Annotated in this window: 20 protein-coding genes and 1 tRNA gene; 8 read left to right on the top strand and 13 right to left on the bottom strand. The window is 72.4% G+C overall.

From position 1 onward, the window contains the following. The first annotated feature begins 155 nt into the window (after nt 1-155). The 5 genes from ACWCSV_RS09775 to ACWCSV_RS09755 all read left to right on the top strand — a co-directional run bounded on the left by ACWCSV_RS09775 (nt 156) and on the right by ACWCSV_RS09755 (nt 7516). Nucleotides 156-1073 (top strand): DUF2797 domain-containing protein, encoded by a 918-nt coding sequence (locus ACWCSV_RS09775; protein ID WP_451140511.1) that lies wholly within the window; start codon nt 156-158, stop codon nt 1071-1073. Nucleotides 1074-1284: 211 nt separating this feature from the next. After that, entirely contained in the window at nt 1285-2034 is a 750-nt protein-coding gene (locus ACWCSV_RS09770; RefSeq protein WP_451140282.1) for a response regulator transcription factor, read from the top strand. Nucleotides 2035-2039: 5 nt separating this feature from the next. Beyond that, complete coding sequence (locus ACWCSV_RS09765; RefSeq protein ID WP_451140280.1) at nt 2040-3728, top strand: HAMP domain-containing sensor histidine kinase; 1689 nt, start codon at nt 2040-2042, stop codon at nt 3726-3728. Nucleotides 3729-3815: 87 nt separating this feature from the next. Next, the gene (locus tag ACWCSV_RS09760) at nt 3816-5288 is read left to right on the top strand and encodes a glycosyltransferase (RefSeq protein ID WP_451140278.1); all 1473 of its coding nucleotides are present in this window, start codon (nt 3816-3818) and stop codon (nt 5286-5288) included. Beyond that, complete coding sequence (locus tag ACWCSV_RS09755) at nt 5285-7516, top strand: glycosyltransferase family 39 protein (protein WP_451140276.1); 2232 nt, start codon at nt 5285-5287, stop codon at nt 7514-7516. The genes ACWCSV_RS09760 and ACWCSV_RS09755 overlap by 4 nt, the downstream gene beginning before the upstream one ends. A 120-nt stretch (nt 7517-7636) precedes the next feature. Here ACWCSV_RS09755 and ACWCSV_RS09750 read toward each other — a convergent pair whose 3' ends face one another. Further along, complete coding sequence (locus ACWCSV_RS09750; protein ID WP_451140274.1) at nt 7637-8806, bottom strand: serine hydrolase domain-containing protein; 1170 nt, start codon at nt 8804-8806, stop codon at nt 7637-7639. 286 nt (nt 8807-9092) lie between these two features. On the opposite strand from ACWCSV_RS09750, the gene ACWCSV_RS09745 reads away from it, so the two are divergent. Both ACWCSV_RS09745 and ACWCSV_RS09740 read left to right on the top strand, forming a co-directional pair. Beyond that, a complete protein-coding gene (locus ACWCSV_RS09745) occupies nt 9093-10682 on the top strand; it encodes an MFS transporter (RefSeq protein ID WP_451140272.1) in 1590 nt (529 codons plus the stop codon). A gap of 78 nt (nt 10683-10760) precedes the next feature. Beyond that, the gene (locus tag ACWCSV_RS09740) at nt 10761-11561 is read left to right on the top strand and encodes a TetR/AcrR family transcriptional regulator (protein WP_451140270.1); all 801 of its coding nucleotides are present in this window, start codon (nt 10761-10763) and stop codon (nt 11559-11561) included. Between the two features lie 15 nt (nt 11562-11576). On the opposite strand, the gene ACWCSV_RS09735 is transcribed toward ACWCSV_RS09740, so the two are convergent. The 5 genes from ACWCSV_RS09735 to ACWCSV_RS09715 all read right to left on the bottom strand — a co-directional run bounded on the left by ACWCSV_RS09735 (nt 11577) and on the right by ACWCSV_RS09715 (nt 17321). Then, nucleotides 11577-12554, bottom strand: coding sequence for an NAD(P)-dependent oxidoreductase (locus tag ACWCSV_RS09735; RefSeq protein WP_451140509.1), 978 nt, complete (start codon nt 12552-12554; stop codon nt 11577-11579). Between the two features lie 60 nt (nt 12555-12614). Further along, on the bottom strand, nt 12615-13091 hold the full coding sequence (locus ACWCSV_RS09730) for a PPOX class F420-dependent oxidoreductase (protein ID WP_451140268.1): 477 nt from the start codon (nt 13089-13091) through the stop codon (nt 12615-12617). 132 nt (nt 13092-13223) lie between these two features. Beyond that, nucleotides 13224-14039: a YceI family protein gene (locus tag ACWCSV_RS09725; protein WP_451140266.1), complete on the bottom strand. Its 816-nt coding sequence runs from the start codon at nt 14037-14039 to the stop codon at nt 13224-13226. A 196-nt stretch (nt 14040-14235) separates the two neighbouring features. Then, nucleotides 14236-16716 (bottom strand): MFS transporter, encoded by a 2481-nt coding sequence (locus tag ACWCSV_RS09720; protein WP_451140264.1) that lies wholly within the window; start codon nt 16714-16716, stop codon nt 14236-14238. A 23-nt stretch (nt 16717-16739) separates the two neighbouring features. After that, nucleotides 16740-17321, bottom strand: a complete 582-nt coding sequence (locus ACWCSV_RS09715) for a MarR family winged helix-turn-helix transcriptional regulator (RefSeq protein ID WP_451140262.1) — start codon at nt 17319-17321, stop codon at nt 16740-16742. A gap of 313 nt (nt 17322-17634) precedes the next feature. Between ACWCSV_RS09715 and ACWCSV_RS09710 the strand changes: the two genes are divergently transcribed. Further along, entirely contained in the window at nt 17635-17850 is a 216-nt protein-coding gene (locus tag ACWCSV_RS09710; RefSeq protein ID WP_266706397.1) for a hypothetical protein, read from the top strand. Nucleotides 17851-18098: 248 nt separating this feature from the next. On the opposite strand, the gene ACWCSV_RS09705 is transcribed toward ACWCSV_RS09710, so the two are convergent. From ACWCSV_RS09705 to ACWCSV_RS09675, 7 genes are all read right to left on the bottom strand, one after another. After that, a complete protein-coding gene (locus tag ACWCSV_RS09705; protein WP_266706395.1) occupies nt 18099-18953 on the bottom strand; it encodes an RNA polymerase sigma factor SigF in 855 nt (284 codons plus the stop codon). Nucleotides 18954-19187: 234 nt separating this feature from the next. Continuing rightward, nucleotides 19188-20066, bottom strand: coding sequence for an RNA polymerase sigma factor SigF (locus ACWCSV_RS09700; protein ID WP_390963994.1), 879 nt, complete (start codon nt 20064-20066; stop codon nt 19188-19190). Between the two features lie 369 nt (nt 20067-20435). Beyond that, the gene (locus ACWCSV_RS09695; protein ID WP_451140260.1) at nt 20436-20729 is read right to left on the bottom strand and encodes a Dabb family protein; all 294 of its coding nucleotides are present in this window, start codon (nt 20727-20729) and stop codon (nt 20436-20438) included. Between the two features lie 12 nt (nt 20730-20741). After that, nucleotides 20742-20906, bottom strand: coding sequence for a hypothetical protein (locus ACWCSV_RS09690; RefSeq protein WP_266706389.1), 165 nt, complete (start codon nt 20904-20906; stop codon nt 20742-20744). 558 nt (nt 20907-21464) lie between these two features. After that, a tRNA-Ser gene (locus ACWCSV_RS09685) sits at nt 21465-21549 on the bottom strand. Nucleotides 21550-21594: 45 nt separating this feature from the next. After that, nucleotides 21595-22023 (bottom strand): tRNA adenosine(34) deaminase TadA, encoded by a 429-nt coding sequence (tadA, locus tag ACWCSV_RS09680; RefSeq protein WP_451140507.1) that lies wholly within the window; start codon nt 22021-22023, stop codon nt 21595-21597. Nucleotides 22024-22134: 111 nt separating this feature from the next. Then, a complete protein-coding gene (locus tag ACWCSV_RS09675) occupies nt 22135-22710 on the bottom strand; it encodes a tRNA adenosine deaminase-associated protein (protein WP_451140258.1) in 576 nt (191 codons plus the stop codon). Nucleotides 22711-22927: the final 217 nt, after the last annotated feature.

Below are 22927 nucleotides of genomic sequence, written 5' to 3'. Positions count from 1 at the left end.
CGGCCCCGGCCCGGCCGTGCCGCGTGCCGCGCGCGGGGTGTCTCTCCGCCTCGCGATGCACCGCATCCGACGCCGTGCGCTGATCCACCAGGGAGTGCGGGACAGCCCTTAGGGTTGATCCCTCGCGGACGGTGACGGTCTCGGGGGTGTGCGACGTGGGTTGGCGGTGCACCGGGCTGCGGTGGCCCGGGGACGCCCCGGAGCTGGGCTGGGAGAACGGCCGGGACCGGCGCGGGAGCGTCCTCGCGTACGGGAGCGAGCTCGGGTTCCGGGCCCTCGGGGAGCGGAGCTGCGTGGGGGCCCGGGGGAACGTCTGCCCGCTGGGGGCGTCCGTGCCGGGCCGGAGTGCGGGGGCCCGGTGCGCGGAGTGCGCGCGGCTGGACCGGGCGCACTCGGTGGCGGCGGACACCATCGCGGACGACCCGCGTACGTACCGGGTCTACCTCGCCTGGTTCGGGCCCGGGATGGTCAAGGTCGGGATCACCGGCGAGGAGCGGGGCGCCGCACGGCTGCGGGAGCAGGGCGCCGTGGCCTTCAGCTGGCTGGGCCGGGGGCCGTTGATGGCGGCACGGCGGACCGAGGAGGTGCTGCGCGCCGCGCTCGGGGTGCCGGACCGGATTCCGTACGCACGTAAGCGGGCGGTGCGCGGAGTGCTGCCGGACGCCCGGGAGCGCGCCGGCGAGGTGGCCGAGCTGTACGGGCGGGCGGCAGCACTCGAAGGGCGCGGCTGGCCGGAGTCGCTGGAGCGGCTGCCGTACGGGGCGGTGGACCACGCCGCGCTGTTCGGGCTGCCGAACCTGGCGGGCGGCGCGGGCGTCGGGGCGGTACGGGAGCTGGTCGCGGGCGGCGGGGTGGCCGGGCGGCTGGTGGCGGCCGCGGGACCGGATCTGCACCTGGCGACCGGTGAAGGCGGTGCGGTGGTGGTGCTCGATACCCGGCTGATGACCGGCTGGGAGCTCGTCCGGGCAGCCGGGCCCACGACCAGCGAAGAGGACGGCGGCGGCCGGGGTCCGGCGGTGACCGTTCCGGTCGACGACCTGGGGCGCGGCGGGGTGCAGGACGGGCTTTTCTGAGCGTGCGGCTTTTCTGAGCGTGCGGCTTTTCTGAGCGTGCGGGACGGACGCCTTTTGAGGGTGCAGGACGGTCTGTTCCGACCGGTTCTGGCCCTGCGTGGTTCGGTCTTGGTGCGTCTTGGTGTCTTCATGACCAGAGCCTGACTCGTTTCTCAGGCTTTTCACAGAAACGGGCAAGCTCCCTCTCAGAGCCGTCTCACAGGGTGGGGGGATGACGACGACCTCGCCCCAGGGGCGTACCGAACTGCTCAGGGCCGACCGCACCTCCGGCAACCCCGTCCGCGTACTGGTCGTGGACGACGAGCCGCCGCTCGCCGAGCTGCTCTCGATGGCCCTGAGGTACGAGGGGTGGGACGTGCGCAGCGCCGGTGACGGTGCCGGTGCGCTGCGCACCGCCCGGGACTTCCGCCCCGACGCGGTGGTGCTCGACGTGATGCTGCCGGACATGGACGGGCTGGCGGTGCTCAGCAGGCTGCGCCGCGACCACGCCGACGTGCCGGTGCTCTTCCTGACCGCCCGGGACGCGGTGGAGGACCGGATCGCCGGGCTCACGGCGGGCGGCGACGACTACGTCACCAAGCCGTTCAGCCTGGAGGAGGTCGTGGCGCGGCTGCGCGGGCTGATCCGCCGCTCCGGTACGCACACCAGCGCCCGCAGCGAGTCCACACTGGTCGTCGGCGACCTGCTGCTCGACGAGGACAGCCACGAGGTGAGCCGGGGCGGGACCTCGATCCACCTCACCGCCACCGAGTTCGAGCTGTTGCGCTTCCTGATGCGCAACCCACGCCGGGTGCTCAGCAAGGCGCAGATCCTGGACCGGGTGTGGAACTACGACTTCGGCGGCCAGGCCAACGTCGTCGAGCTGTACATCTCCTACCTGCGCAAGAAGATCGACGCGGGCCGCACGCCGATGATCCACACCCGCCGGGGCGCGGGATATCTCATCAAGCCCGGCGAGTAGCGGGGATGCGCGGGCGCACGCGTCGGCAGCCGGGTACCCGGCGCGGTGCCGGCGGCGGTACCGGCCGCACCCGGACGGGCGGCCGGCCCTGGACGCTGCGGACCCGGCTGGTGGTCTCCGCCGTCTCGCTCATCGCCGTCGTCGCGGCGGTGATCGGTTCGGTGACCGCGATCGCCTTCCACAGCTACATGTACGGGAAGCTCGACGACCAGCTGGACTCCGTCGCGGTCCGGGCCGGGCTCGGCCCCGGGGCCGGTGAACCGGGGCCCGGCGGTGGCCCCGGCGGCGGCGGTCCGCTCGACTTCATCGGCAACGGCGGCCAGCCCATCGGTACGGTCGGCGCGGTCGTCGCGGAGGACGGAACGGTCCTCGACTCGAAAGTCCTCGCCGACCTCGGCAAGGACACCATGCCCAGCTCCACGCCGCTGACCGCTGCCCAGTCCAAGGCCCTGGAGTCCTCCGGGGCGGCAGGCGACTCAGCCACCCACGACGTCGAACTCCCCGGACTCGGCTCCTACCGCGTCGAGTCCGCCTCCGCGAAGGGCGGTGTCACCTTCCTCGTCGGCATCCCGAGCGAGGAGGTGAGCAACGACATCACCGCGCTCATCCTGGTGGAGGTGTGCGTCACCGGCGCGGGGCTCATCGCCGCCGGAATCGCGGGCGCCACCATGGTCGGGGTGGCGCTGCGCCCGCTGCGCCGGGTCGCGGCGACAGCGACCCGCGTCTCCGAACTCCCCTTGCACAGCGGTGAGGTGGCCCCGCTGGTACGGGTCCCCGAGGCGGAGGCCGATCCCCGCACCGAGGTCGGGCAGGTCGGCGCCGCGCTCAACAGGATGCTCGGGCACGTCGGTTCGGCCCTGGCCGTCCGGCAGGAGAGCGAGACGCGGGTCCGGCAGTTCGTCGCCGACGCCAGCCACGAGCTGCGCACCCCGCTCGCCTCGATCCGCGGGTACGCCGAACTGACCCGGCGCGGGCGCGAGTCCATCGGGCCCGACACCCAACACGCTCTGGGGCGGATCGAGTCCGAGGCCGAGCGGATGACCGGGATGGTGGAGGACCTGCTGCTGCTGGCCCGGCTCGACGCGGGCCGCCCGCTCGACCACCGGCCCACCGACCTCTCGCCGCTCGTGGTGGACGCGGTGAGCGACGCCCGTGCGGCGGACCGCGCCCGCTCGGCCGAGGGCGGTCACCTCTGGCGGCTGGAGCTGCCGGACGCCCCGGCGACGGTACGGGCCGACGCGACCCGTATCCATCAGGTGCTGGTCAACCTGCTCGGCAACGCGCGCACCCACACCCCGCCCGGCACCACCGTCACCGCCCGCGTGCGCGCCGCCGCGCCGGGTGTCCCCTGGGTGACGCTGGAGGTACGGGACGACGGGCCGGGGATCCCGGCCGCGCTGTTGCCGCACGTCTTCGAGCGGTTCGCCCGGGGTGACGCCTCGCGCTCGCGCCACGCGGGTTCCACCGGGCTGGGGCTCGCCATCGTGCAGGCGGTCACGGCCGCGCACGGAGGGGAGGTCGTGGTGCGCTCGGTGCCCGGCGAGACGGTGTTCTCCGTCCGGCTGCCGGCCTGTGCGGAACCGGGCGGGGAAGGCGGCTCGGGGCCAGGTGCGGAAGTCGGTGCGCAAGCCCTTTCGAAGAGCCCCCGGACACCCGCCGTTCATGTCAACTCCCGCACTGTGCAGGACACGTGACAAGATGTCAGGCCAGCTCGCGAACTCACAGCCTGGCCACAGCCGCAGCACATCGTCGTGACAGCGCGGCCCGCGAATGTCGTGACCATGCGAACCGACAACCCCTGGAGCGCCGGCACCAGTGCCCTGCCGGCCCGGCAGCATCTCCCGGCCGGGACGGTGGACGCGCACGGAGCGCCCGTACTCGTACTCGACGTGGTCGTGCCCGTGTACAACGAGGAGAAGGACCTCGAAACCTGTGTCCGGCGGCTGCACGAGCACCTGACCCGGACCTTCCCCTACCGCTTCCGCATCACGATCGCGGACAACGCGAGCACCGACACCACCCCGCAGGTGGCGTCCCGGCTCGAAGCGCTGCTGCCGGAGGTGGTCGCGTACCGGCTGGAGCAGAAGGGGCGCGGACGCGCCCTGCGCACGGTGTGGTCGCGGTCCGGTGCGCCGGTCCTCGCCTACATGGACGTCGACCTCTCGACCGACCTGAACGCGCTGCTGCCGCTGGTCGCGCCGCTGATCTCCGGCCACTCGGACCTGGCGATCGGGTCCCGGCTGGCGCGCAGCGCGCGGGTGGTGCGCGGGTCGAAGCGCGAGTTCGTGTCGCGCTCCTACAACCTGATCCTGCGCTCCTCGCTCTCCGCCCGGTTCAGTGACGCGCAGTGCGGGTTCAAGGCGATCCGGCGCGAGGTGGCCGAACGGCTGCTGCCGATGGTCGAGGACACCGGCTGGTTCTTCGACACCGAGATGCTGGTGCTCGCCGAGCGGGCCGGGCTGCGCATCCACGAGGTGCCGGTCGACTGGATCGACGATCCGGACTCCACGGTGCACATCGTGCGGACCGCCACCGATGACCTGAAGGGCGTCTGGCGGGTGGGGCGGGCCCTCGCCGTCGGCGCGCTGCCGCTCGACCGGCTGGCCCGGCCGTTCGGCGACGACCCCCGGGACCGCACGGTGCCCGGCGTACCGCGCGGCCTGGCCCGGCAGCTGGTCGGGTTCTGCGTGGTCGGGGCGCTCTCGACCGCCGTCTACCTCGCGCTCTACTCGCTCTTCCGGCTGGGCGTCGGCCCGCAACTCGCCAACGCCGGGGCCCTGCTGGTCTCCGCCGTCGCCAACACGGCGGCGAACCGGCGGCTCACCTTCGGGGTACGCGGCCGGGGCGGCGCGGTCCGCCACCAGGCGCAGGGGCTCGTGGTCTTCGCCATCGGCCTCGCGCTCACCAGTGGTTCCCTCGCGGCACTGGGCACCACGGCAACGTCCACCTCGCACTCCACGGAGGTCGCCGTGCTGATCGCGGCCAACCTGGCGGCGACCGTGCTGCGCTTCCTGCTCCTGCGCGCCTGGGTCTTTCCGGAGCGGCGCGGCGACAGGCCCGCCCCGGTGCCGGCCGCCGCCGACCCGTCCACCGCGCGCCCCGCCGGACACCCGGCCTCCGCCGGACACCCGGCATCCTTCGACGCCTTCGGTACCGCCCCGCACGCCGACCCGTTCGTGGGCGCCCGTACGGCTCCGATCACGGCTCCCGGCACCGACCCGTACGCCGACGACGAACTGAGGAACGCCCGATGACCGCCTCCCTCCACCCCGACGCGTACCCCGCGCCGCCGCCGCCGGTGCCGCCCGCCGTGCCGGGCGCAACCCACCGGGCTGCCCCCTCCGCCGGGACCGGCCGGGCCGGACGGATCTGGCGCGGCCGGCCCGAGGATCCGTCCTGGGCGCGGCCCGCCTTCCTCGGCCTGCTGCTGGTGGTCGCGCTCGCCTACCTCTGGAACCTGAGCGCCTCCGGGTACGCCAACTCCTTCTACTCCGCCGCCGTCCAGGCGGGCAGCGAGAGCTGGAAGGCGTTCTTCTTCGGCTCCTCGGACGCGGCCAACGCGATCACCGTGGACAAGCCGCCTGCCGCCCTCTGGCCGATGGCGCTCTCGGTGCGGATCCTCGGCCTCGGCTCCTGGGCGATCCTGCTGCCCGAGGTGCTGATGGGCGTCGCCACCGCCGGGGTGCTGTACGCGGCGGTGCGCCGCCGCTTCAGCGCGGTGGCGGGTCTCCTCACGGTGGGCGCGTTCGCGCTGACCCCGGTCGCCGCGCTGATGTTCCGCTTCAACAACCCGGACGCGCTCCTCGCACTGCTGATGACCGTCACCGTGTACTGCGTGCTCCGCGCGGTGGAGAACGGCCGCACCAGGTGGCTGGTGTGGGCGGGCGTGGCGGTCGGCCTCGCCTTCCTGGCGAAGACCCTCCAGGCGTTCCTGATCCTGCCGCCGCTCGCCGTGCTCTACGCGGTTGTCGCGCCCGTCCCCGTACGGAAGCGGTTCGGTCAACTCGCCCTCTCCGCCGTGACGATGGTCGTCGCGGGCGGCTGGTGGGTGGCGATCGTCGAGCTCTGGCCCGCCGCCTCCCGCCCGTACATCGGCGGCTCGCAGAACAACTCCTTCCTGGAACTGACCTTCGGCTACAACGGACTCGGCCGCATCAGCGGCGACGAGACCGGCAGCGTCGGTGGCGGCGGCGGACAGGGCGGCGGCTGGGGCGAGACCGGCATCGGCCGCATGTTCAACTCCGAGATCGGCAGCCAGATCTCGTGGCTGCTGCCCGCCGCGCTGATCCTCCTCGTGGCCGGGCTCCGGCTCACCCGCAGGGCGCCGCGCACCGACACGCGCCGGGCCGCGTTCCTCGCGTGGGGCGGCTCGCTGCTGATGACCGCGGTGGTCTTCAGCTTCATGGCCGGCATCTTCCACCAGTACTACACGGTGGCCCTCGCCCCCTACCTCGCGGCGCTCGTCGGCATCGGTGCCGTCGCGCTCTGGGAGGAGCGGGCCGCCTGGTGGGCGAGCGCGGTGCTCGGCGGCACCGTCGCGACCACGGCGGTCTGGGCGTACGTGCTCCTCGGCCGCACCCCGGACTACCTGCCGTGGCTGCGCTGGGCGGTGCTGCTCCTCGGCCTGATCAGCGCCGTGTGGCTGGTGTTCGCGGGGCGGGTGGGCCGGCCGCTCGGGCTCGTGGTGGCGGTGGTCGCGATCGTCGCGTCGCTGGCCGGCCCGGCCGCGTACACGGTGAGCACGCTGAACACCGGACACCAGGGCTCCATCGTGACGGCCGGCCCCGCCGGCGCCGGCACGATGGGTGGTGGCGGCGGCCCCCGCGGTGGCGGTGGCGGCATGCGGCCTCCGGGCGGCATGACCGGCGGCCAGGGCAACGGCGGTCAGGCCAACGGTCAGAGCCAGAACGGTCGGAGCCAGAACGGCCAGGGCCCCGGCGGTGGCACTCCTCCCACCGGCACCCCTCCCACCGGTACGGCTCCGAACGGCACGGCCCCGAACGGTACGGCGGGCCAGATGCCCGGCCCGGGCACCAACGGCCGGACCGGCACCAACGGCCAGAACTTCGGCGGGATGCCGGGCGGCGGCATGGGCGAAGGGGGCGGCGGCTCCATGGGCGGACTGCTCAACGGCGCCACGGTCTCCGACGCGGCGAGGAAGCTCCTGGAGAAGAACGCCGACGACTACACCTGGGTCGCCGCGGCCATCGGCTCGCAGAACTCCGCCAGTTACCAGCTCGCCACCGAGGACCCGGTGATGGCGGTCGGCGGCTTCAACGGGAGCGACCCGTCCCCGACCCTGGCCCAGTTCAAGAAGTACGTGGCCGACGGGAAGATCCACTACTTCATCGGCGGCGGGATGGGCATGGGCGGCGGTGACAGCGGCACGTCCTCGAAGATCTCGTCCTGGGTCGAGTCCACCTACAAGGAGGTGACCGTCGGGAGCGCCACCTTCTACGATCTGACGCAGCCCAAGAGCTGACGTCGGTCCACGGCAACGGCACCACCTCATGACCACCCGTCCCCACGGGCAGGCGGGCCCGGCAGCCCCACGGCTGTCCGGGCCCGCCTCGGTCGTGTCCGGGGTGCGCGCGGCCCCCGCTCAGTCCTCCGCCGCGCCGAGCCCCGCCGCGTACGTCCAGAAGTCCCGCATCAGCTCCGGCGGCTTCGGCCCGCCCAGTTCGACCTGGGTCAGCAGCACGGTGACCAGCCCGGTGGAGGGGACGAGGTGCCCGGCGGTGCCCGTGCCGCCGACCCAGCCGTACCGCCCGCGTACGTTCCACGGGTCCCGGGTCTCCACGTCGACCGACCCGCCGAAGCCCCAGCCCTGCCCCTCCGTGAAGAGCCCGCTCGCCTCGCGCTGGGCCGGGGTGAGGTGGTCGGTCAGCATCTGCCGCACCGAACCGGCCGACAGCAGCCGCCGGCCGTCGCCGGCCAGCCCGCCCGCGAGGAGCATCCGGGCGAAGGCGAGCCAGTCGTCCGCGGTGGAGACCAGGCCGCCCGCCCCCGAGGGGAACGCGGGCAGCGTGCTCCACTGCCCGTCCGCCGCGTCGACCAGGTCGAACCCGCCGTCCGGGTGCGCCCGGTAATAGCCGGTGAACCGGCCGAGGTCCGCCGCCGGAACGGCGAACCCGGTGTCCTTCATCCCGAGCGGTCCGAACACCCGCTCCGCCAGGAACTCCGGCAGCGACCGCCCCGAGACCCGGGCGATGAGCACCCCGAGGATGTCCGAGCAGGTGTTGTAGAGCCACGCCTCACCGGGCTGGCGGAGCAACGGGATGCGGGACAGGGTCCGCATCCAGGTGTCCGGCTCCGCCACCGCCTGCGGCTGCGGCGGGCCCTGGTGCAGCTCGGAGAAGAGCGGCGCGACGGCCGGGAGCGCGAAGTCGGAGGGGAAGCCGTACCCGGCGCGGAAGGTGAGCAGGTCGAACACGGTGATCGGCCGCCGGGCCGGTACGACGTCCCCGACCGGACCGTCCGGGGTGCGTACGACCTTGGGGGAGGCCAGCTCCGGCAGCCAGGTCCCGACCGGCTGGCCGGGGGTGAGCCGGCCCTCGTCGACCAGCACCATCGTGGCGGCGGCGACGACCGGTTTGGTGAGTGAGGCGATCCGGAAGAGGGTGTCGCGGGCCATCGGCGTGGTGCCGCCGGTGTCCGTCGCGCCGGACGCGGCCACGTCCACCCGGTCGCCGCGGGCCACGAGCGCCACGGCACCGGGGACGGCGCCCCGCTCGACGTAGGGGTCCAGGAATGCGCGCAAGTCCGTCGTCATGGGTCCCACCTTCTCGGTCCACCCGCCGGAAGGGAGACTCCCGCGCCGACCGGGACGCGCGGGGGACGCCCGTCCGGCCCGCCCGGTCGTCTGCACGTTCGTTCGATCGGGGCGTGCGGCCGTTCACCCGTTCGGGCGAGTGCCGGAAAGTTGCTTGTACACCGTAAAGCAATCGCCTTACGGTGTATGGCGTTCGGCTTCTCCCGCCCTGCCCCGCCCCGTCGCTCGCCCCGCCCCCGCCCCTCACCGCCGGGACCGTTCGGTGCGAGAGGCCCAAGGAGACCGCATGACGGCGAACACCTCCACCCCCTCCACCGGCCCGTCCGGGCACCCCCAGCGCTGGCTGATCCTCGGCGTGATCTGCCTCGCCCAGCTCACCGTGCTGCTCGACAACACCGTCCTCAACGTCGCGATCCCTTCCCTCACCGAGGAGTTGGGAGCGTCCGGCGCCGAGGTGCAGTGGATGATCAACGCCTACTCGCTCGTCCAGTCCGGCCTGCTCCTCACCGCCGGCAGCGCCTCCGACCGCTACGGCCGCAAGAAGCTGCTGCTCGCGGGGCTCACCGTGTTCGGCCTCGGATCCCTGGCGGCGGGCCTCGCCGAAAGCCCCGGCCAACTCATCGCCGCACGTGCGGAGATGGGCGTCGGCGGCGCGCTCCTGCTGACCAGCACGCTCGCCGTGGTGGTCCAGGTCTTCGACGCGACCGAGCGGGTCCGCGCGATCGGGCTCTGGGCCACGGTCAACTCCCTCGGGTTCGCGGCCGGTCCGCTCCTCGGCGGGGTGCTGCTCGGCCACTTCCGGTGGGGCGCGATCTTCCTCGTCAACCTCCCCGTCGCCGTCCTCGCCCTGATCGCGGTGGCCCTGCTCGTGCCGGAGTTCAAGAACCCCGCGAGCGAACGGCCCGACCTGATGGGCGCGTTGCTCTCCACTCTCGGCATGAGCGCCGTGGTGTACGCGATCATCTCCGGCCCGGAACATGGCTGGAGCTCCTCCCGGGTGCTGCTCACCGCGTTCGCCGGGTTCGCCGTGCTGACCGGGTTCGCGCTCTGGGAGCTGCGGGTGCCGTACCCGATGCTCGACCCGAGGTTCTTCCGGAACCGCTCGTTCACCGGTGCGGTGGCGGGCACGGTGCTGGTGGCGTTCGGGATGGGCGGCTCGCTCTTCCTGCTCACCCAGCACCTCCAGTTCGTGCTCGGTTACGGCCCGTTGGAGGCGGGGCTGCGTACCGCCCCGCTGGCGCTCACCGTGGTAGCGCTCAATCTCACCGGCTTCGGCGCCCGGCTGGTCCCCCGGCTGGGCACGCCCGCCACGGTCGCCGCCGGGATGTCCCTGCTGGCGGCCGGTCTCGTCGCCGTGGCGCTGCTCGCCGGGCACGGGTACGAGGGCATGCTGCTCGGCCTGGTCGTGATGGGGGTGGGGATCGCCCTGGCGGCTCCCGCGATGGCCGCCGCGATCATGGGAGCCATCCCGCCGGAGCGTGCGGGGGTGGGCGCGGGCGTCAACGGAACCCTCGCCGAGTCCGGCAGCGGCCTCGGGGTCGCCGTCCTCGGCGCGGTCCTCACCTCCCGCTTCACCGCCCTGCTTCCCCTCGCCGCCGCCGGTGCCGCCTCCCTGCCCGCCGCACTGGCGGCAGCCGGGGACGGCCCGGGGCGCGCCGCCGTCACGGACGCCTTCGCGGCGGGGCTGGAGCGGGGCCAGCTCGCGGGCGCGGCAGCGGTGCTGGCCGGCGGGCTGCTCGCGGCCCTCCTGCTGCGGAGGGCCGAACGCGCGGAAGACCCGGACCCGGAGCCGGAGCCGGACCCGGAGCCGGACCCGGAGCCGGAGCCGGAAGCGGAGGCGAACGCGGCGGAGGAGCCCACCGGTTCGGCGGCATAGCATCGTTCCGGGCATCCAGGGCATCCGTGACGGTGCCCCGCCCGGTCCGTCCCCCGGGTACACGAGGAGAGTGCGTTCATGGTGTCCGCGGCCGACCCCGCGCCGGAGCCCGCAGCGGAGGCGGCCGGTGCCTCCCCGCCGGCCGTACGGACCAGCGTGTGGCTGGTCCGCCGCCCGTCCTCCCGTACCCGCAGGTCGGAGGGGTCCCCCGCCGGTCTCGACCGCGACCGGATCACCGCCGCGACGGTCCGGCTGCTGGACGCGGAGGGCCTCGCGAAGTTCTCCATGCGCCGCCTGGCCGCCGAACTCGACGTCACCGCGATGTCCCTCTACTGGTACGTCGACACCAAGGACGACCTGCTGGAGCTCGCCCTCGACGCCGTCCACGGAGAGATCACGCCGCCCCCCGAGGACGCCCCCTGGGCCGACCGCCTGCGCGAACTCGCGCGTGAGTACCGGGCGTTGCTGGTGCGCCACGTATGGGCGTCGTCGCTCGCCGGGAGCTTCCTCAACATCGGCCCGCACTCCCTGCTCTTCACCCGTGCCGTGCAGGAGGTGATCCGGGCGACCGGCCTCCGGCTGCACCAGCGGACCGGAGCGCTGTCCGCGGTGTTCCAGTTCGTGTACGGGTTCGGCACCATCGAGGGCGACCTCCGCAGGCGCTCCGCCGCCGCCGGGGTCAGCCAGGACGAGTACTTCCAGCAGGCGATGGCCGCGTACCGCTCCGAGCCGAGCCTCAAGCAGGTCGTCGAGGTCTCGCAGGACCTGATGGACGCGCGCGGCGGCGACACCGTCGAAGAGATGCGCGAGCGGGACTTCGCCTTCGCGCTCGACCTGCTGATCGCGGGCATCGAGGTGATGCGGGACCGCACCGCCTAGGACAGCCCTTGGCTTTCAGTAGCCGCGACCCACGTCCACGGTCAGCTCCGGCCGCCGCCCCGCGCGCAACTGCGCCCAGCAGGCCGCGAAGTCGGTGAGGACGTCCTCGTCCGCCGTGATCCCCGCCGAGTGCGAGGTGACGACCGTACGCGGCAGCCGCCAGCACGGGTCACCGGGCGCGGCCGGTTCGGACGGCAGCACGTCCAGCACCGCACGCCGTACGGTCCCGGCCCGCAGCGCCTCGCCCAGCGCCGCCAGGTCCACCGTCGCCCCGCGCCCCACGTTGACGAACGACGCCCCTCGTACGTACCCGAGGCGCTCCGCCCCGAAGTAGTTCTCCGTGGCGGGGGTGAGCGGCAGCGCCGCGACGACCCAGCGCGCCTCGCCGAGCGCCTCCCGCTCCCCTTCCCCGCCGGCCGGCACCACCCGGTCGAAGCCGGGCGGCGGGACGGCGGGCACGGACCGGGCCACCCCGACCGTACGCAGCCCGCAGGCGCGCAGGCGCGAGGCCACCGCCGAGCCGATCCGGCCGGTGCCGTGGACCAGGGCGGTCTGCCCGGCGGCGAGTTCGGACGGCATGCGCCGCCACTCCTCGCGCGCGTGCATCTCGGCGAACTCCGGTACGGACTGGCACTCGGCGAGCACCCAGGCGAGGACGTACTGCGCGATCCGCGCGCCCATCCGGCCGACCGTCCGGGTCAGCAGCGCCCCGGCGGGCCAGGGGCCGGGGGCGAGAAGCGCGTCCGTACCGGCGAGGACGCTGTGGAACCAGAGCAGCTCGCCCTCCGGCAGGCCCGCCGGTCGCGTTGCCCCGACGTAGACCACCGGCCCAGGCCCCCCGTCCGGCCCGCCGGAGTCCACCGGCTCCGGGTACGCCGCCCAGGGGCGGCCGGTGATCTCCGCCAGCCCGTCGCGCACCGCCGGTGCGAGGTCGGGGGCGGTGAGCAGCCGGGCGCGGGCGAGGAGGGCGGGGTCGGGCAGGGCGGCGGTCACGGGAAGCACTCCGGGTGGTCCTCAGGCGTCGGTGGCGGTGGAGGTCACGGGGCGGGCGGATCAGGCGTCGGTGCCGGTGACGAGCCGGGCGGGGAAGCCGCCGGTGGCGATCGGGCCCCAGCGCTCCGGGGTGATCCGGATGATCGACTTGCCCTGTTTGACCATGGCGGCCCGGTACTCGTCCCAGTCCGGGTGCTCGCCGGAGATGTTGCGGAAGTACTCCACGAGCGGCTCGACCGAATCGGGGGTGTCGATCACCTCGGCGGTGCCGTCGATCTGCACCCAGGGGCCGTTCCAGTCGTCGGAGAGGACGACCACGCTGACCTGGTCGTTCCGCTTGGCGTTGCGGGTCTTGGCGCGCTCCGGATAGGTGGAGACGACGATCCGGCCGGAGTCGTCGACCCCGCAGGTCAGCGGGGAGGCCTGGGGCCGGCCGTCGGACCGGGCGGTGATCAGCAGCGCCCGGTGGCGGGGCCGGACGAACTCGAGCAACTCGTCGCGGTCGGCGGTGGTGTTGGTCGCGATGTGGGGAGCCATGCGGCCAGCCTAAGCGGCGTCCCTCCGCCGGGCCGCCCCGGACGCACGGAGGGCCGGTCACCGGCGGAAGGCGTACCTTCCGCGGTGACCGGCCCGTCGCGTACGGCCCGAGGGGCCGCACCCGCGCACGGCTCAGGAGGGCAGCGAGTCCCCCTGCACCGCCTGGATGTCCAGCTCCACGCGGAGCGTCGTGCCGATGGCGGAGATGCCCGCCTTCACGACCTGGTTGTAGTTCATCGCGAAGTCGTCGCGGCGCAGCTCGGCCGTGGCGCGGAACGCCGCCCGGACGCCGCCCCACGGGTCGGGGCCGGTGCCGAGGTAGCTGAGGTCGAGGTCGACGGGGCGGGCGATGCCCCGCATCGTCAGCTCGCCGTGCACGGTCCAGCGGTCCGGTCCTGCCGGGGTCAGCCCGCTGGAGTTGTACGCGAGCTCGGGGAACCGGTCCACGTCGAGGAAGTCCGCCGAGCGCAGGTGCTTGTCGCGCATGCCGTTGCCGGTGTCGATGCTGGCCGCGTCGATGACGGCGTCCACCCGGGAGCGGGCGATGTCCTCGGCGATCACGATCCGGCCGCTGAACTCGGTGAACCGGCCGCGCACGCTGGAGATGCCCAGGTGCTGGGCGGAGGCGGCCACCGAGCTGTGCGCGGGGTCCAGCGACCAGTCGCCGGGCGGCGGGAGTTCCACGCCGCCCTGGCGGGCCAGGACCACGGTGCCGGCCTCGATCCGGCCGCTGGCCGTGACGAGGGCGGTGGAGGCGGCGGGCGCGTAACCGACGGCGGTCACGATCACCGTGTACGCGCCGGCGGGCAGCGGTTCGTCCGTGCGGGTCGCTCCGTCCTCGTCGGCGGTGGCGCGCAGTATCTGGTTGCCGGTCATGTCGGTGACCGTGACGATCGCGTGCTGGACCGCCCAGCCGTCCCGCGTCCGTACCTGTGCGCGAAGTCCCATACCGTTCTCTCTCCTTGTTCACTGACTCGCTGACTCGCTGACTCGCTGACTCGCTGACTCATGGAACGAGTCGGGCCCCGGCGGCGGGGCGGCAGGCCGTCCCCTGCCTGCCGCACGCGCCACCGGGGCCCATTTCCACCGGCCGGGACAGACTCTCCGCTGAAAGTGCTGTCCCGGCAGGGGGCTTATCGCCCGGTCACTCGCCGGGGTGGACGAGTTCGATGTCGTGTCCGTCGATCCCGTGACCGGCGACGGTCACGGTGCTCGCGACCGGCGGGTAGCCGGTGGCGACGACGGAGTACTCACCGGCGTCCAGATCGGTGAAGGCGTACGCGCCGTCCGCACCGGTCGTGGAGGTGGCGACGACATTGCCCGCCGCGTCGATCAGGGTGACGCGGGCGTCCGGGAGGGCGTTGCCCGCGGAACCGGCGCGCACCGTGCCCTGGACCAGAGCGCCTGCCTGGAGGGCGGCCTCGACCCGGGTGACACCCGTGCCGGCGATCTCCACCGGGAGGGCCAGCGGGCGGTAACCCGCCGCGTTCACCGCGAGCGTCACCGGTCCGGGGACCAGCTCGCCGAAGGTGAAGTCGCCGGTCTCGCCGGAGATGCCGGTGGCGAGCACGTCGCCGCGCACGTCGGTCACGATGACCATGGCGCCCTGGATCGGGGTGCCGGCCTCGGCGGCGCGGACCGTACCGGCCAGTCCGCTGGTGCCGGAGAGCAGGATGTCGAACGCGAGCGGCTCGTCGCCGACGACGATCGTGGACGCCTGCGGCTGGCAGCCGTCGGCGGACGCGATCAGCACGTAGCTGCCGTTGCCGGGGGCGTCGAGGACGTACGAACCGTCCTCCTGGGCCACCGAACGGCCCAGCTGACGGCCGCCGAGCGAGATCAGCGTGACCGCGGCCCGGGCGACCGGGGCGTTGTCCGCGCCGCGCACCACACCGCGCACCGGGGTGCCCTCGATGACGGGCGTCACGGTCGTGGTGACCGCCGGAGCGGAGGCCACCGGAGCGGCGACGGTCTCGGCCGGGGCGGCCGGGGCGGCGTCCGCGGGAGCGGCGACGGCTGCGGCCGGGATGGCGTCGGCCGGAGCCGCGGCGGCATCGCTGCCGGTGTTCGTCCGCAGCGCGACCTCCTTGATGAAGATCGCGAAGAGGAAGGCGAGCAGCGCGCACGGGGCGGCGAACAGGAAGACGTCACCGACGCCGTGGCCGTACGCGGACTCGACGACCGCGCGCATCGGAGCCGGCAGCGTCGCCAGGTCCGGGATGCCGCCGCCGGTACCGCCGGTGCTCTTGACACCGAGGTCCGAGAGGCCGTCCGTCACGTAGTGGGTGACGCGGTTGGCCATGACGGCACCGAGCGCCGAGACGCCGATGGCGCCACCGAGCGAACGGAAGAACGTGACCACGGAGCTGGCCGCACCGAGGTCCTGGGGAGCGACCTGGTTCTGCGCGGCGAGGACCAGGTTCTGCATCATCATGCCGACACCGGCACCGACGAGGAACATGAAGATCGCGACGTGCCAGTACGTCGTGTCGTACCGGATCGTGCCCAGCAGGCCGAGACCCGCGGTGACCAGGACGCCACCGGAGACGAGCCAGTACTTCCAGCGGCCGGTGCGGGTGATGACCTGGCCGGAGATGGTCGAGGAGAGGAAGAGACCCGCGATCATCGGGATCGTCATGACGCCGGACATCGTCGGCGACTTGCCGCGCGCCAGCTGGAAGTACTGGCTGAAGAAGACGGTGCCCGCGAACATCGCGACACCGACGAAGAGCGAGGCCACCGAGGCGAGGGTGATCGTCCGGTTGCGGAAGAGCCGCAGCGGGATGATCGGCTCGCGGGCCTTCGACTCGGTGAAGACGAACGCGGCGATGAGGACCACGACGCCCAGCAGCATCACGACGGTCTGCCAGGAACCCCAGGCGTACTTGTCGCCGGCGAAGGTCACCCAGAGCAGCAGCAGCGAGACGCCCGCGCTGATGAAGAACGCGCCGGTCCAGTCGACCTTGACGTCACGCTTGACGACCGGGAGCTTCAGGGTCTTCTGGAGCACGAAGAGGGCGATGATCGCGAACGGCACACCCACGTAGAAGCACCAGCGCCAGCCCATCCAGCTGGTGTCGGTGATGACACCGCCGAGCAGCGGACCGCCCACGGTGGCGACGGCGAAGACGGCGCCGAGGTAACCGCTGTACCGGCCGCGCTCACGCGGGGAGATCATCGCGGCGAGCACGACCTGGGCGAGGGCGGAGAGACCGCCGACGCCGATGCCCTGCACCACACGGAAGACGATGAGCATCCCGGAGCTGGTCGAGAGACCGGCCGCACACGAGCCCAGCACGTAGATGATCAGGGCTATCTGGACGAGCAGCTTCTTGGAGAAGAGGTCCGAGAGCTTGCCCCAGATCGGGGTGGTCGCGGTCATCGCCAGCAGGGAGGCCGTGACCACCCAGGTGTAGGCGCTCTGGCCGCCGCCGAGGTCGGAGATGATGTGGGGAAGGGCGTTCGAGACGACCGTCGACGACAGGATCGCGACGAACATGCCGAGCAGGAGCCCGGTCAGGGCCTCCATGATCTGCCGGTGAGTCATCGGCGTGCCGGCGGGAGCTTCTGCGCCCCCGTGCTTGGCGTGGCCGCCCCGCACACCGGTTGGTGTGGTCGTAGCCATGAATGTCCTTTGCTTTGCTTCTGTTACAGAGGTGTACGGGTGTCCGTCGGGTCGTCGGCGACCGGAGCGAGCCCTTCCGCGGGCTTCTCGTCCGGGTCGGAACCCTTCGGGACGCTGGGTCCGGTGAGCCGCGCGCGACAGTCGTCGGTGTGCCGTCCGGGGGTGCACGCACTGGGCGTGCGGGCGGCGAAGCTGCCGCAGAGCCGTGCCAGCAACGTGACGAGTTGTCCGACTTCGTCGTCGGACCAGTCCGCGAGGTTGTGTGCGAACACTTCCGTGCTCCGACGACTGAGGTCGACGAGCACGTCATGTCCGGAGGAGGTCAGCCGCAAGATGCGGGAGCGCTTGTCCGCAGGGTCGGGAAACCGCTCTATCCAGCCGCGTTCCGCCACGTGGGCGACGTGCCGGCTGGTCACGGACATGTCCACGGAGAGCAGCTCGGCGAGCCGGCTGATACGCATCTCGCCGTGCTGGCCGAGAAGCGCGAGCACCGCGGCCGAGCCGCCGGGGCAGTCGGCCGGCAGAGCGCGGGAGAGACCGCGTTTCACGACCCCTATGGCGCTGAGGTGCCGGGCCAGTTCCTCGTACTGACTCCGTGCGGCCACGGGGCACCCCCAGACTTCTGCTCTGCATCTTGTTGCTTAGGGCAACCATAGAAGCCGTTGGTTGCTGCAGGCAAACGAAATGAGGCTTGCATAAGTAAAGGAACCCAAAAGGCTCCGTAGGCTCCCGGTCAAAGCCGCAGCGTGTGGCTCCAGTGGGTCAACTGTGTGTCTCACACCACAGGGTGAGTCCCTCTATGTGCTCATGTTGACGGCGTGCGGTGTTGTGGAGATGAGGGGAATGTCCGTACGAACCGGCGCCCGCCCGTCCCCCGGGGGTTGGGCGGAAGGCCCGAGTTCGCTAGGGTCCTGGCCCATGGCACACAACCCCCACGCCCCTCAGCAGGGCCCCGCGGGCAATGACGACCCGGCAGGCAGCACGCAGATGTTCCGCGCCTTCGTCGACGACGGAGAGCCGCAGCGCCGGCCGCAGCAGGCCGCCCCGTCCGGTGGTCCGAAGACCGGGGTGATCGTGGCCGTCGTCGCGGTCGTCGTCGTCCTCGCCGCGGTCGCCTGGCTCGCCCTCGGCTGACCCGCGGCACCGTCCGGCCACGCGGCGGCCTCCGTCCTGCGGGGGCCGCCGACGCGTTTCCGGGCGCCGGAGCACGGCACGCGGCACACGGGGAACGGCACACGGCACACCGCACAGGTGTGTCACGGCGCTGGGAACCGGACCGGCCGGACGTACCGGGGCGCGACCCGGGGACGTCCGGGCGCGGCCCGGGCTCTGGGGATACCGCCGGGGGCGTGTGAACGCGTCTCCCCGGCGGCCGCGACCCGTCAGTCCGTGATGAGCCCCTCGCGCAGCTGCGCGAGCGTACGGGTCAGCAGGCGGGAGACGTGCATCTGCGAGATGCCGACCTCCTCGCCGATCTGCGACTGGGTCATGTTGGCGAAGAACCGCAGCATGATGATCTGCCGCTCGCGGGGCGCGAGCTTGGCCAGCAGCGGCTTCAGGGACTCGCGGTACTCGACCCCCTCCAGCGCGGTGTCCTCGTACCCCAGGCGGTCCGCGAGGGAGCCCTCGCCGCCGTCGTCCTCGGGGGACGGGGAGTCGAGCGAGGAGGCGGTGTAGGCGTTGCCGACGGCGAGCCCGTCGACGACGTCCTCCTCGGAGACACCGAGCGCCTTGGCCAGCTCGGGGACGGTCGGCGAGCGGTCGAGCCGCTGCGCCAGTTCGTCGCTGGTCTTGGTGAGCGCCAGGCGCAGCTCCTGGAGCCGGCGGGGGACCCGCACGGACCACGAGGTGTCACGGAAGAACCGCTTGATCTCGCCCACGACGGTCGGCATGGCGAACGTCGGGAACTCCACCCCCCGTTCGCAGTCGAACCGGTCGATCGCCTTGATCAGGCCGATGGTGCCGACCTGGACGATGTCCTCCATCGGTTCGTTGCGGCTGCGGAACCGCGCCGCCGCGTACCGCACCAGCGGGAGGTTGAGCTCGATGAGTGTGTCGCGTACGTAGGCCCGCTCCGGGCTGTCCGTTCCCTCGGGACCGAGTGCGGCGAGCCGCAGGAACAGGGAGCGGGACAGCGTACGGGTGTCGATGGCTTCCGACGAGCTGGTGAGCACGGCAGGCGCGGGCGCGCTCTTCGTGAGCGTGAGCACCTTCGAGCTGCCCTGGTCTACGGACATGCCACCCCCTTGAGGTCGCGGACGGTCGCGGTGGCCGCGACCATCGGAGGAACGCAGCCTCCACCTGAATACCGGAGGGGAGGCTGCGGCAAACGCGGTTCCAGCAGAATGTCACATGTCGGCAACACGCTGTAGTGACATGTCGATAAGTCAGCGCCGCGTATGCGCAGGAAGCAAGGGGTGCGGGTGTGGAGGGCGCCGGAAAACCGCTCGGAGACGGTCTACCCGTTCTGACTATGCCTCGATCCTGTTTGCGGATCGCAGTCGGGCGAAACTTCTGGCCAGAAGTCTTGACACGTGCATCTGGGAGACGCCCAGTTCGGCACTGATCTGGGACTGTGTCAGGTTGCTGTAGTAGCGCAGCAGCAGGATCCGCTGCTCGCGCTCGGGCAGCTGGACGAGCAGGTGCCGTACGAGGTCGCGGTGTTCGACCCCGGCGAGCGCCGGGTCCTCGTACCCGAGGCGGTCGAGCAGGCCGGGCAGCCCGTCGCCCTCCTGGGCCGCTTCCAGTGAGGTCGCGTGGTACGACCGGCCGGCCTCGATGCAGGCGAGCACCTCGTCCTCGGAGATCCGCAGCCGCTCGGCGATCTCGGCGGTGGTCGGGGAGCGTCCGTGAGCGGTCGTCAGGTCCTCGGTCGCCCCGGTGACCTGCACCCAGAGTTCGTGGAGCCGGCGGGGCACGTGGACGGTGCGGACGTTGTCCCGGAAGTAGCGCTTGATCTCGCCCACCACGGTCGGCATGGCGAACGTGGGGAACTGGACGCCCCGTTCGGGGTCGAACCGGTCGATCGCGTTGATCAGGCCGATGGTGCCGACCTGGACGACGTCCTCCATCGGCTCGTTGCGGCTGCGGAACCGCGCCGCCGCGTACCGCACCAGCGGCAGGTTCGCCTCGATCAGCGCGGCCCGCACTCTGCGGTGTTCGGCGGTGCCCGGCGCGAGGTCCTTGAGCTGCCCGAAGAGCAGCTGGGTGAGCGCCCTGGTGTCGGCACCCCGGGTTCTGGCGGGGGGCGCGGAGGGGTCGGGCGTCTCCGTCTGGATGTCGTCGGACGGCTCGGTCCGGTCCTTCTGGACGGTCTGGGGAGGCACTTGAGGCGCTGCACTGGCCGGCACGGTGACGCCACCCCTTCACGGTCGACTTCGCGGTCACGCTTCATGGTCGAACTGCACGGTCGACTGACAGCCAACGTGACGGACAACTGCGGTCAATTCATCCATCAAAAGCGGTCATAGCATCACAAGACATGTCCACTGTGTGCAAGCACCGTATATAGCCGTGTTGGAGTCAAACGGGTTTAAAAACCAGCAAAAGCCCCTCACCTGAGAGGTGAGGGGCTCCGGCCGCCGACCGGCGGGCCGTGGCCGCACCCTGCGGGACCTACCGCACGAGGGCGGCGCGACGGGGGCGCGTGGGGGACGTGAAGGCGAGCCGCGACCGGGCGCGCGCCCGGTGAACGGGCCGCGCGCCGGGGCGCGTACGGCTCAGAAGGGGTAGTCGGCGATGATCCAGGTGGCGAACTCGCGCCACTGGCCGGCCGCCGCCTGGTGCGCCGGGTGCTCGATGTACCGCACGAGCGCCTCCTGGTCGGCGACGGCGGAGTTGATGGCGAAGTCGTACGCGATGGGCCGGTCGGTGATGTTCCAGGCGCACTCCCAGAACTCCAGCTCGGGGACGAGCCCGCCGAGTTCGCGGAACGCCCTCTCGCCGGCCACGACCCGCGGGTCGTCCCGCTCGACGCCGTCGTTCAGCTTGAACAGGACCAGGTGGCGGATCATCGGCGGTTGCTCCTACTTCACCAGCTCGGACATGAAGTCCCCGACGCCCTGGGCGGCGCTGGAGATGCCTTCGAACCCTACCTGGACGAGGTCCGCGGCCCTCGCGGGCGACGTGATGATCGTGTAGAGCACGAAGACCACCACGATGTAGAGCGCGATCTTCCTCGCTTGCGCCACAGCCCCTGCCTCCCCCTCGGTCCCGTGCGTGGTCGGCAGATTCTATCCGTACACCTGGTCGGATTCGGGGGTCGTCGGCGATCGTTGTTCGAACCCGGTGCGGGGAGCCGCGGGCCCGCTCGGGACCAAGGGCCCTGCGACAGGGGCCTTTCACCGGCCCGTCCGGGCGGCGCCGGCGGGCACGATGGAAGCACGGCCCGGCGGACCAGGCAGGAATCCGCAGGGCACGGGACTGGCCCTCTCTGTGGGGTCCGGCCGCGGCGCTCCCCCCGACCGCGGCGGGACCAGTAGGGACTGTTCCCCCCGGGGGAGGCGGCTCGTCCCCCCGGTGCCGCCTCCCCCGCCCAAGGTCCCCCGCCTTGGCTCCGGCCCCGGCCACCTCTTCCGTGAGGGCCGGGGCCGTCGTAGTGCGGGCAATGCTGTCGCTTCCGCGGCATGGCCGAAGGCCGCGTTCGGTCCTCCGCCCGTTCCCGCAGCCGGCTGCCCGCGTATCAAGGTGTGCATGGCACGCAAAACACCCCCCTGATCGCGTTTCCGCAGATCAGAGGGGTGTAAGAGCGGTAGCGGAGGGATTTGAACCCTCGGTGAGTTTCCCCACACTCGCTTTCGAGGCGAGCTCCTTCGGCCGCTCGGACACGCTACCGAGAGAGAGCTTAGACCATCACGGCCCGGGATCAGAAATCGGTTCTCAGAGCGCCCGGAAAAAGGCCGTGAGCTGCGCCGAACACTCGTCCTCCAGGACCCCGTGGATCACCTCGGGCCGGTGGTTGAGGCGCCGGTCGCGCACCACGTCGAAGAGCGAGCCGGCAGCCCCGGCCTTGTCGTCGCGCGCACCGTAGACGACCCGGTCCACGCGGGACTGCACGAGCGCGCCCGCGCACATCGTGCAGGGCTCCAGGGTGACCACGAGCGTGCAGCCGTGGAGCCGCCACTGCCCGAGGGCGGCGGCGGCTCCCCGTACGGCGAGGATCTCGGCGTGCGCGGTCGGGTCGCCGGTCGCCTCGCGCTCGTTGCGGCCCGTGGCGATCGTCGATCCGTCCGGTCCCAGGACGACGGCACCGACCGGAACATCACCGGCCAGCGCCGCCTGCGCCGCCTCGTCCAGGGCGTGGCGCATCGGGGCCCGCCACGGGTCCCGTACGGGATCGGTGGCGTAGGACGCGAGAAGGGGAGTGGGGGAAGGCGGGGGCGGGGGTTCTTCGGGGGGTCGCGCGGTCACCCGCGGACCTTAGCGGACGCTCTCCAGCACTTCGTCCGCTCCCAGCGCGTCGGCGATCTCCGCCAGCGCGTCGGTTCGCAGGGTCAGCAGCGCCTGCTCGGAGAGGCCGAGGTCGGCGAGGATCGAGGCGTCCCCGATCGGTCCCGCCGGTACGGCCTCGGGGTCGTCGTCCGTTTCGACGGCTCCGGCCCTGCGGCCGGTGGTGCCGTCGTCGTCTCCGGGGCCGAACTCCGGATCCTCGGTCTCGTCGCCGTCGAGGCCGACGAGTTCCTCCAGAGCGGCGATCTCGTCCTCGGCCCCCGGTTCGCGGCCGAGCAGTTCGTCGGTGAGCAGGATCTCCCCGTACGAGGAACGGGCGGCGGCGGCGGCGTCCGAGACGTAGATCCGGGGGTCCTCCTCACCGTCCACACGGACGACGCCGAACCACGCGTCCTCCTGCTCGATGTAGACGAGGACCGTGTCCTCGTCCACCGAGGCGTCCCGGGCCAGATCCGTCAGGTCGGACAGGGCCTCCACATCGTCGAGCTCCGTATCGCTCGCTTCCCACCCGTCTTCGGTGCGCGCGAGCAGTGCGGCGAAGTACACCGTGACACTCCCACTGGTCAGAGGTGATATCGGTCCGACGGGAGGGCAGACGATTGTCCGACTGCGCCGAGCCCCGCCCAATCGGCATCGTGGCAGAAACATCGGCCGAGCGAGACCTCTTCGGACGTTGCGTCGGCCATCAGTTCCGCGAGGGCCCGGTCGGCGGAAGCCGCTCCGGAGCACTCCGGCAGCGGCGAACGCGCCCGTCGGAGCCCCC

The sequence above is a fragment of the Streptomyces sp. NPDC001770 genome (genome assembly GCF_053596135.1).
This window is presented reverse-complemented; position numbering and strand designations above follow the sequence as displayed.

Bases quoted from the DNA above. Each gene is read 5' to 3' on its own strand.
- ACWCSV_RS09770 (WP_451140282.1), top strand. From the start codon at position 1,285: ATGACGACGACCTCGCCCCAGGGGCGTACCGAACTGCTCAGGGCCGAC.
- ACWCSV_RS09765 (WP_451140280.1), top strand. From the start codon at position 2,040: ATGCGCGGGCGCACGCGTCGGCAGCCGGGTACCCGGCGCGGTGCCGGC.
- ACWCSV_RS09760 (WP_451140278.1), top strand. From the start codon at position 3,816: ATGCGAACCGACAACCCCTGGAGCGCCGGCACCAGTGCCCTGCCGGCC.
- ACWCSV_RS09755 (WP_451140276.1), top strand. From the start codon at position 5,285: ATGACCGCCTCCCTCCACCCCGACGCGTACCCCGCGCCGCCGCCGCCG.
- ACWCSV_RS09750 (WP_451140274.1), bottom strand. From the start codon at position 8,806: ATGACGACGGACTTGCGCGCATTCCTGGACCCCTACGTCGAGCGGGGC.
- ACWCSV_RS09745 (WP_451140272.1), top strand. From the start codon at position 9,093: ATGACGGCGAACACCTCCACCCCCTCCACCGGCCCGTCCGGGCACCCC.
- ACWCSV_RS09740 (WP_451140270.1), top strand. From the start codon at position 10,761: ATGGTGTCCGCGGCCGACCCCGCGCCGGAGCCCGCAGCGGAGGCGGCC.
- ACWCSV_RS09730 (WP_451140268.1), bottom strand. From the start codon at position 13,091: ATGGCTCCCCACATCGCGACCAACACCACCGCCGACCGCGACGAGTTG.
- ACWCSV_RS09725 (WP_451140266.1), bottom strand. From the start codon at position 14,039: ATGGGACTTCGCGCACAGGTACGGACGCGGGACGGCTGGGCGGTCCAG.
- ACWCSV_RS09720 (WP_451140264.1), bottom strand. From the start codon at position 16,716: ATGGCTACGACCACACCAACCGGTGTGCGGGGCGGCCACGCCAAGCAC.
- ACWCSV_RS09710 (WP_266706397.1), top strand. From the start codon at position 17,635: ATGGCACACAACCCCCACGCCCCTCAGCAGGGCCCCGCGGGCAATGAC.
- ACWCSV_RS09705 (WP_266706395.1), bottom strand. From the start codon at position 18,953: ATGTCCGTAGACCAGGGCAGCTCGAAGGTGCTCACGCTCACGAAGAGC.
- ACWCSV_RS09695 (WP_451140260.1), bottom strand. From the start codon at position 20,729: ATGATCCGCCACCTGGTCCTGTTCAAGCTGAACGACGGCGTCGAGCGG.
- tadA (WP_451140507.1), bottom strand. From the start codon at position 22,023: ATGCGCCACGCCCTGGACGAGGCGGCGCAGGCGGCGCTGGCCGGTGAT.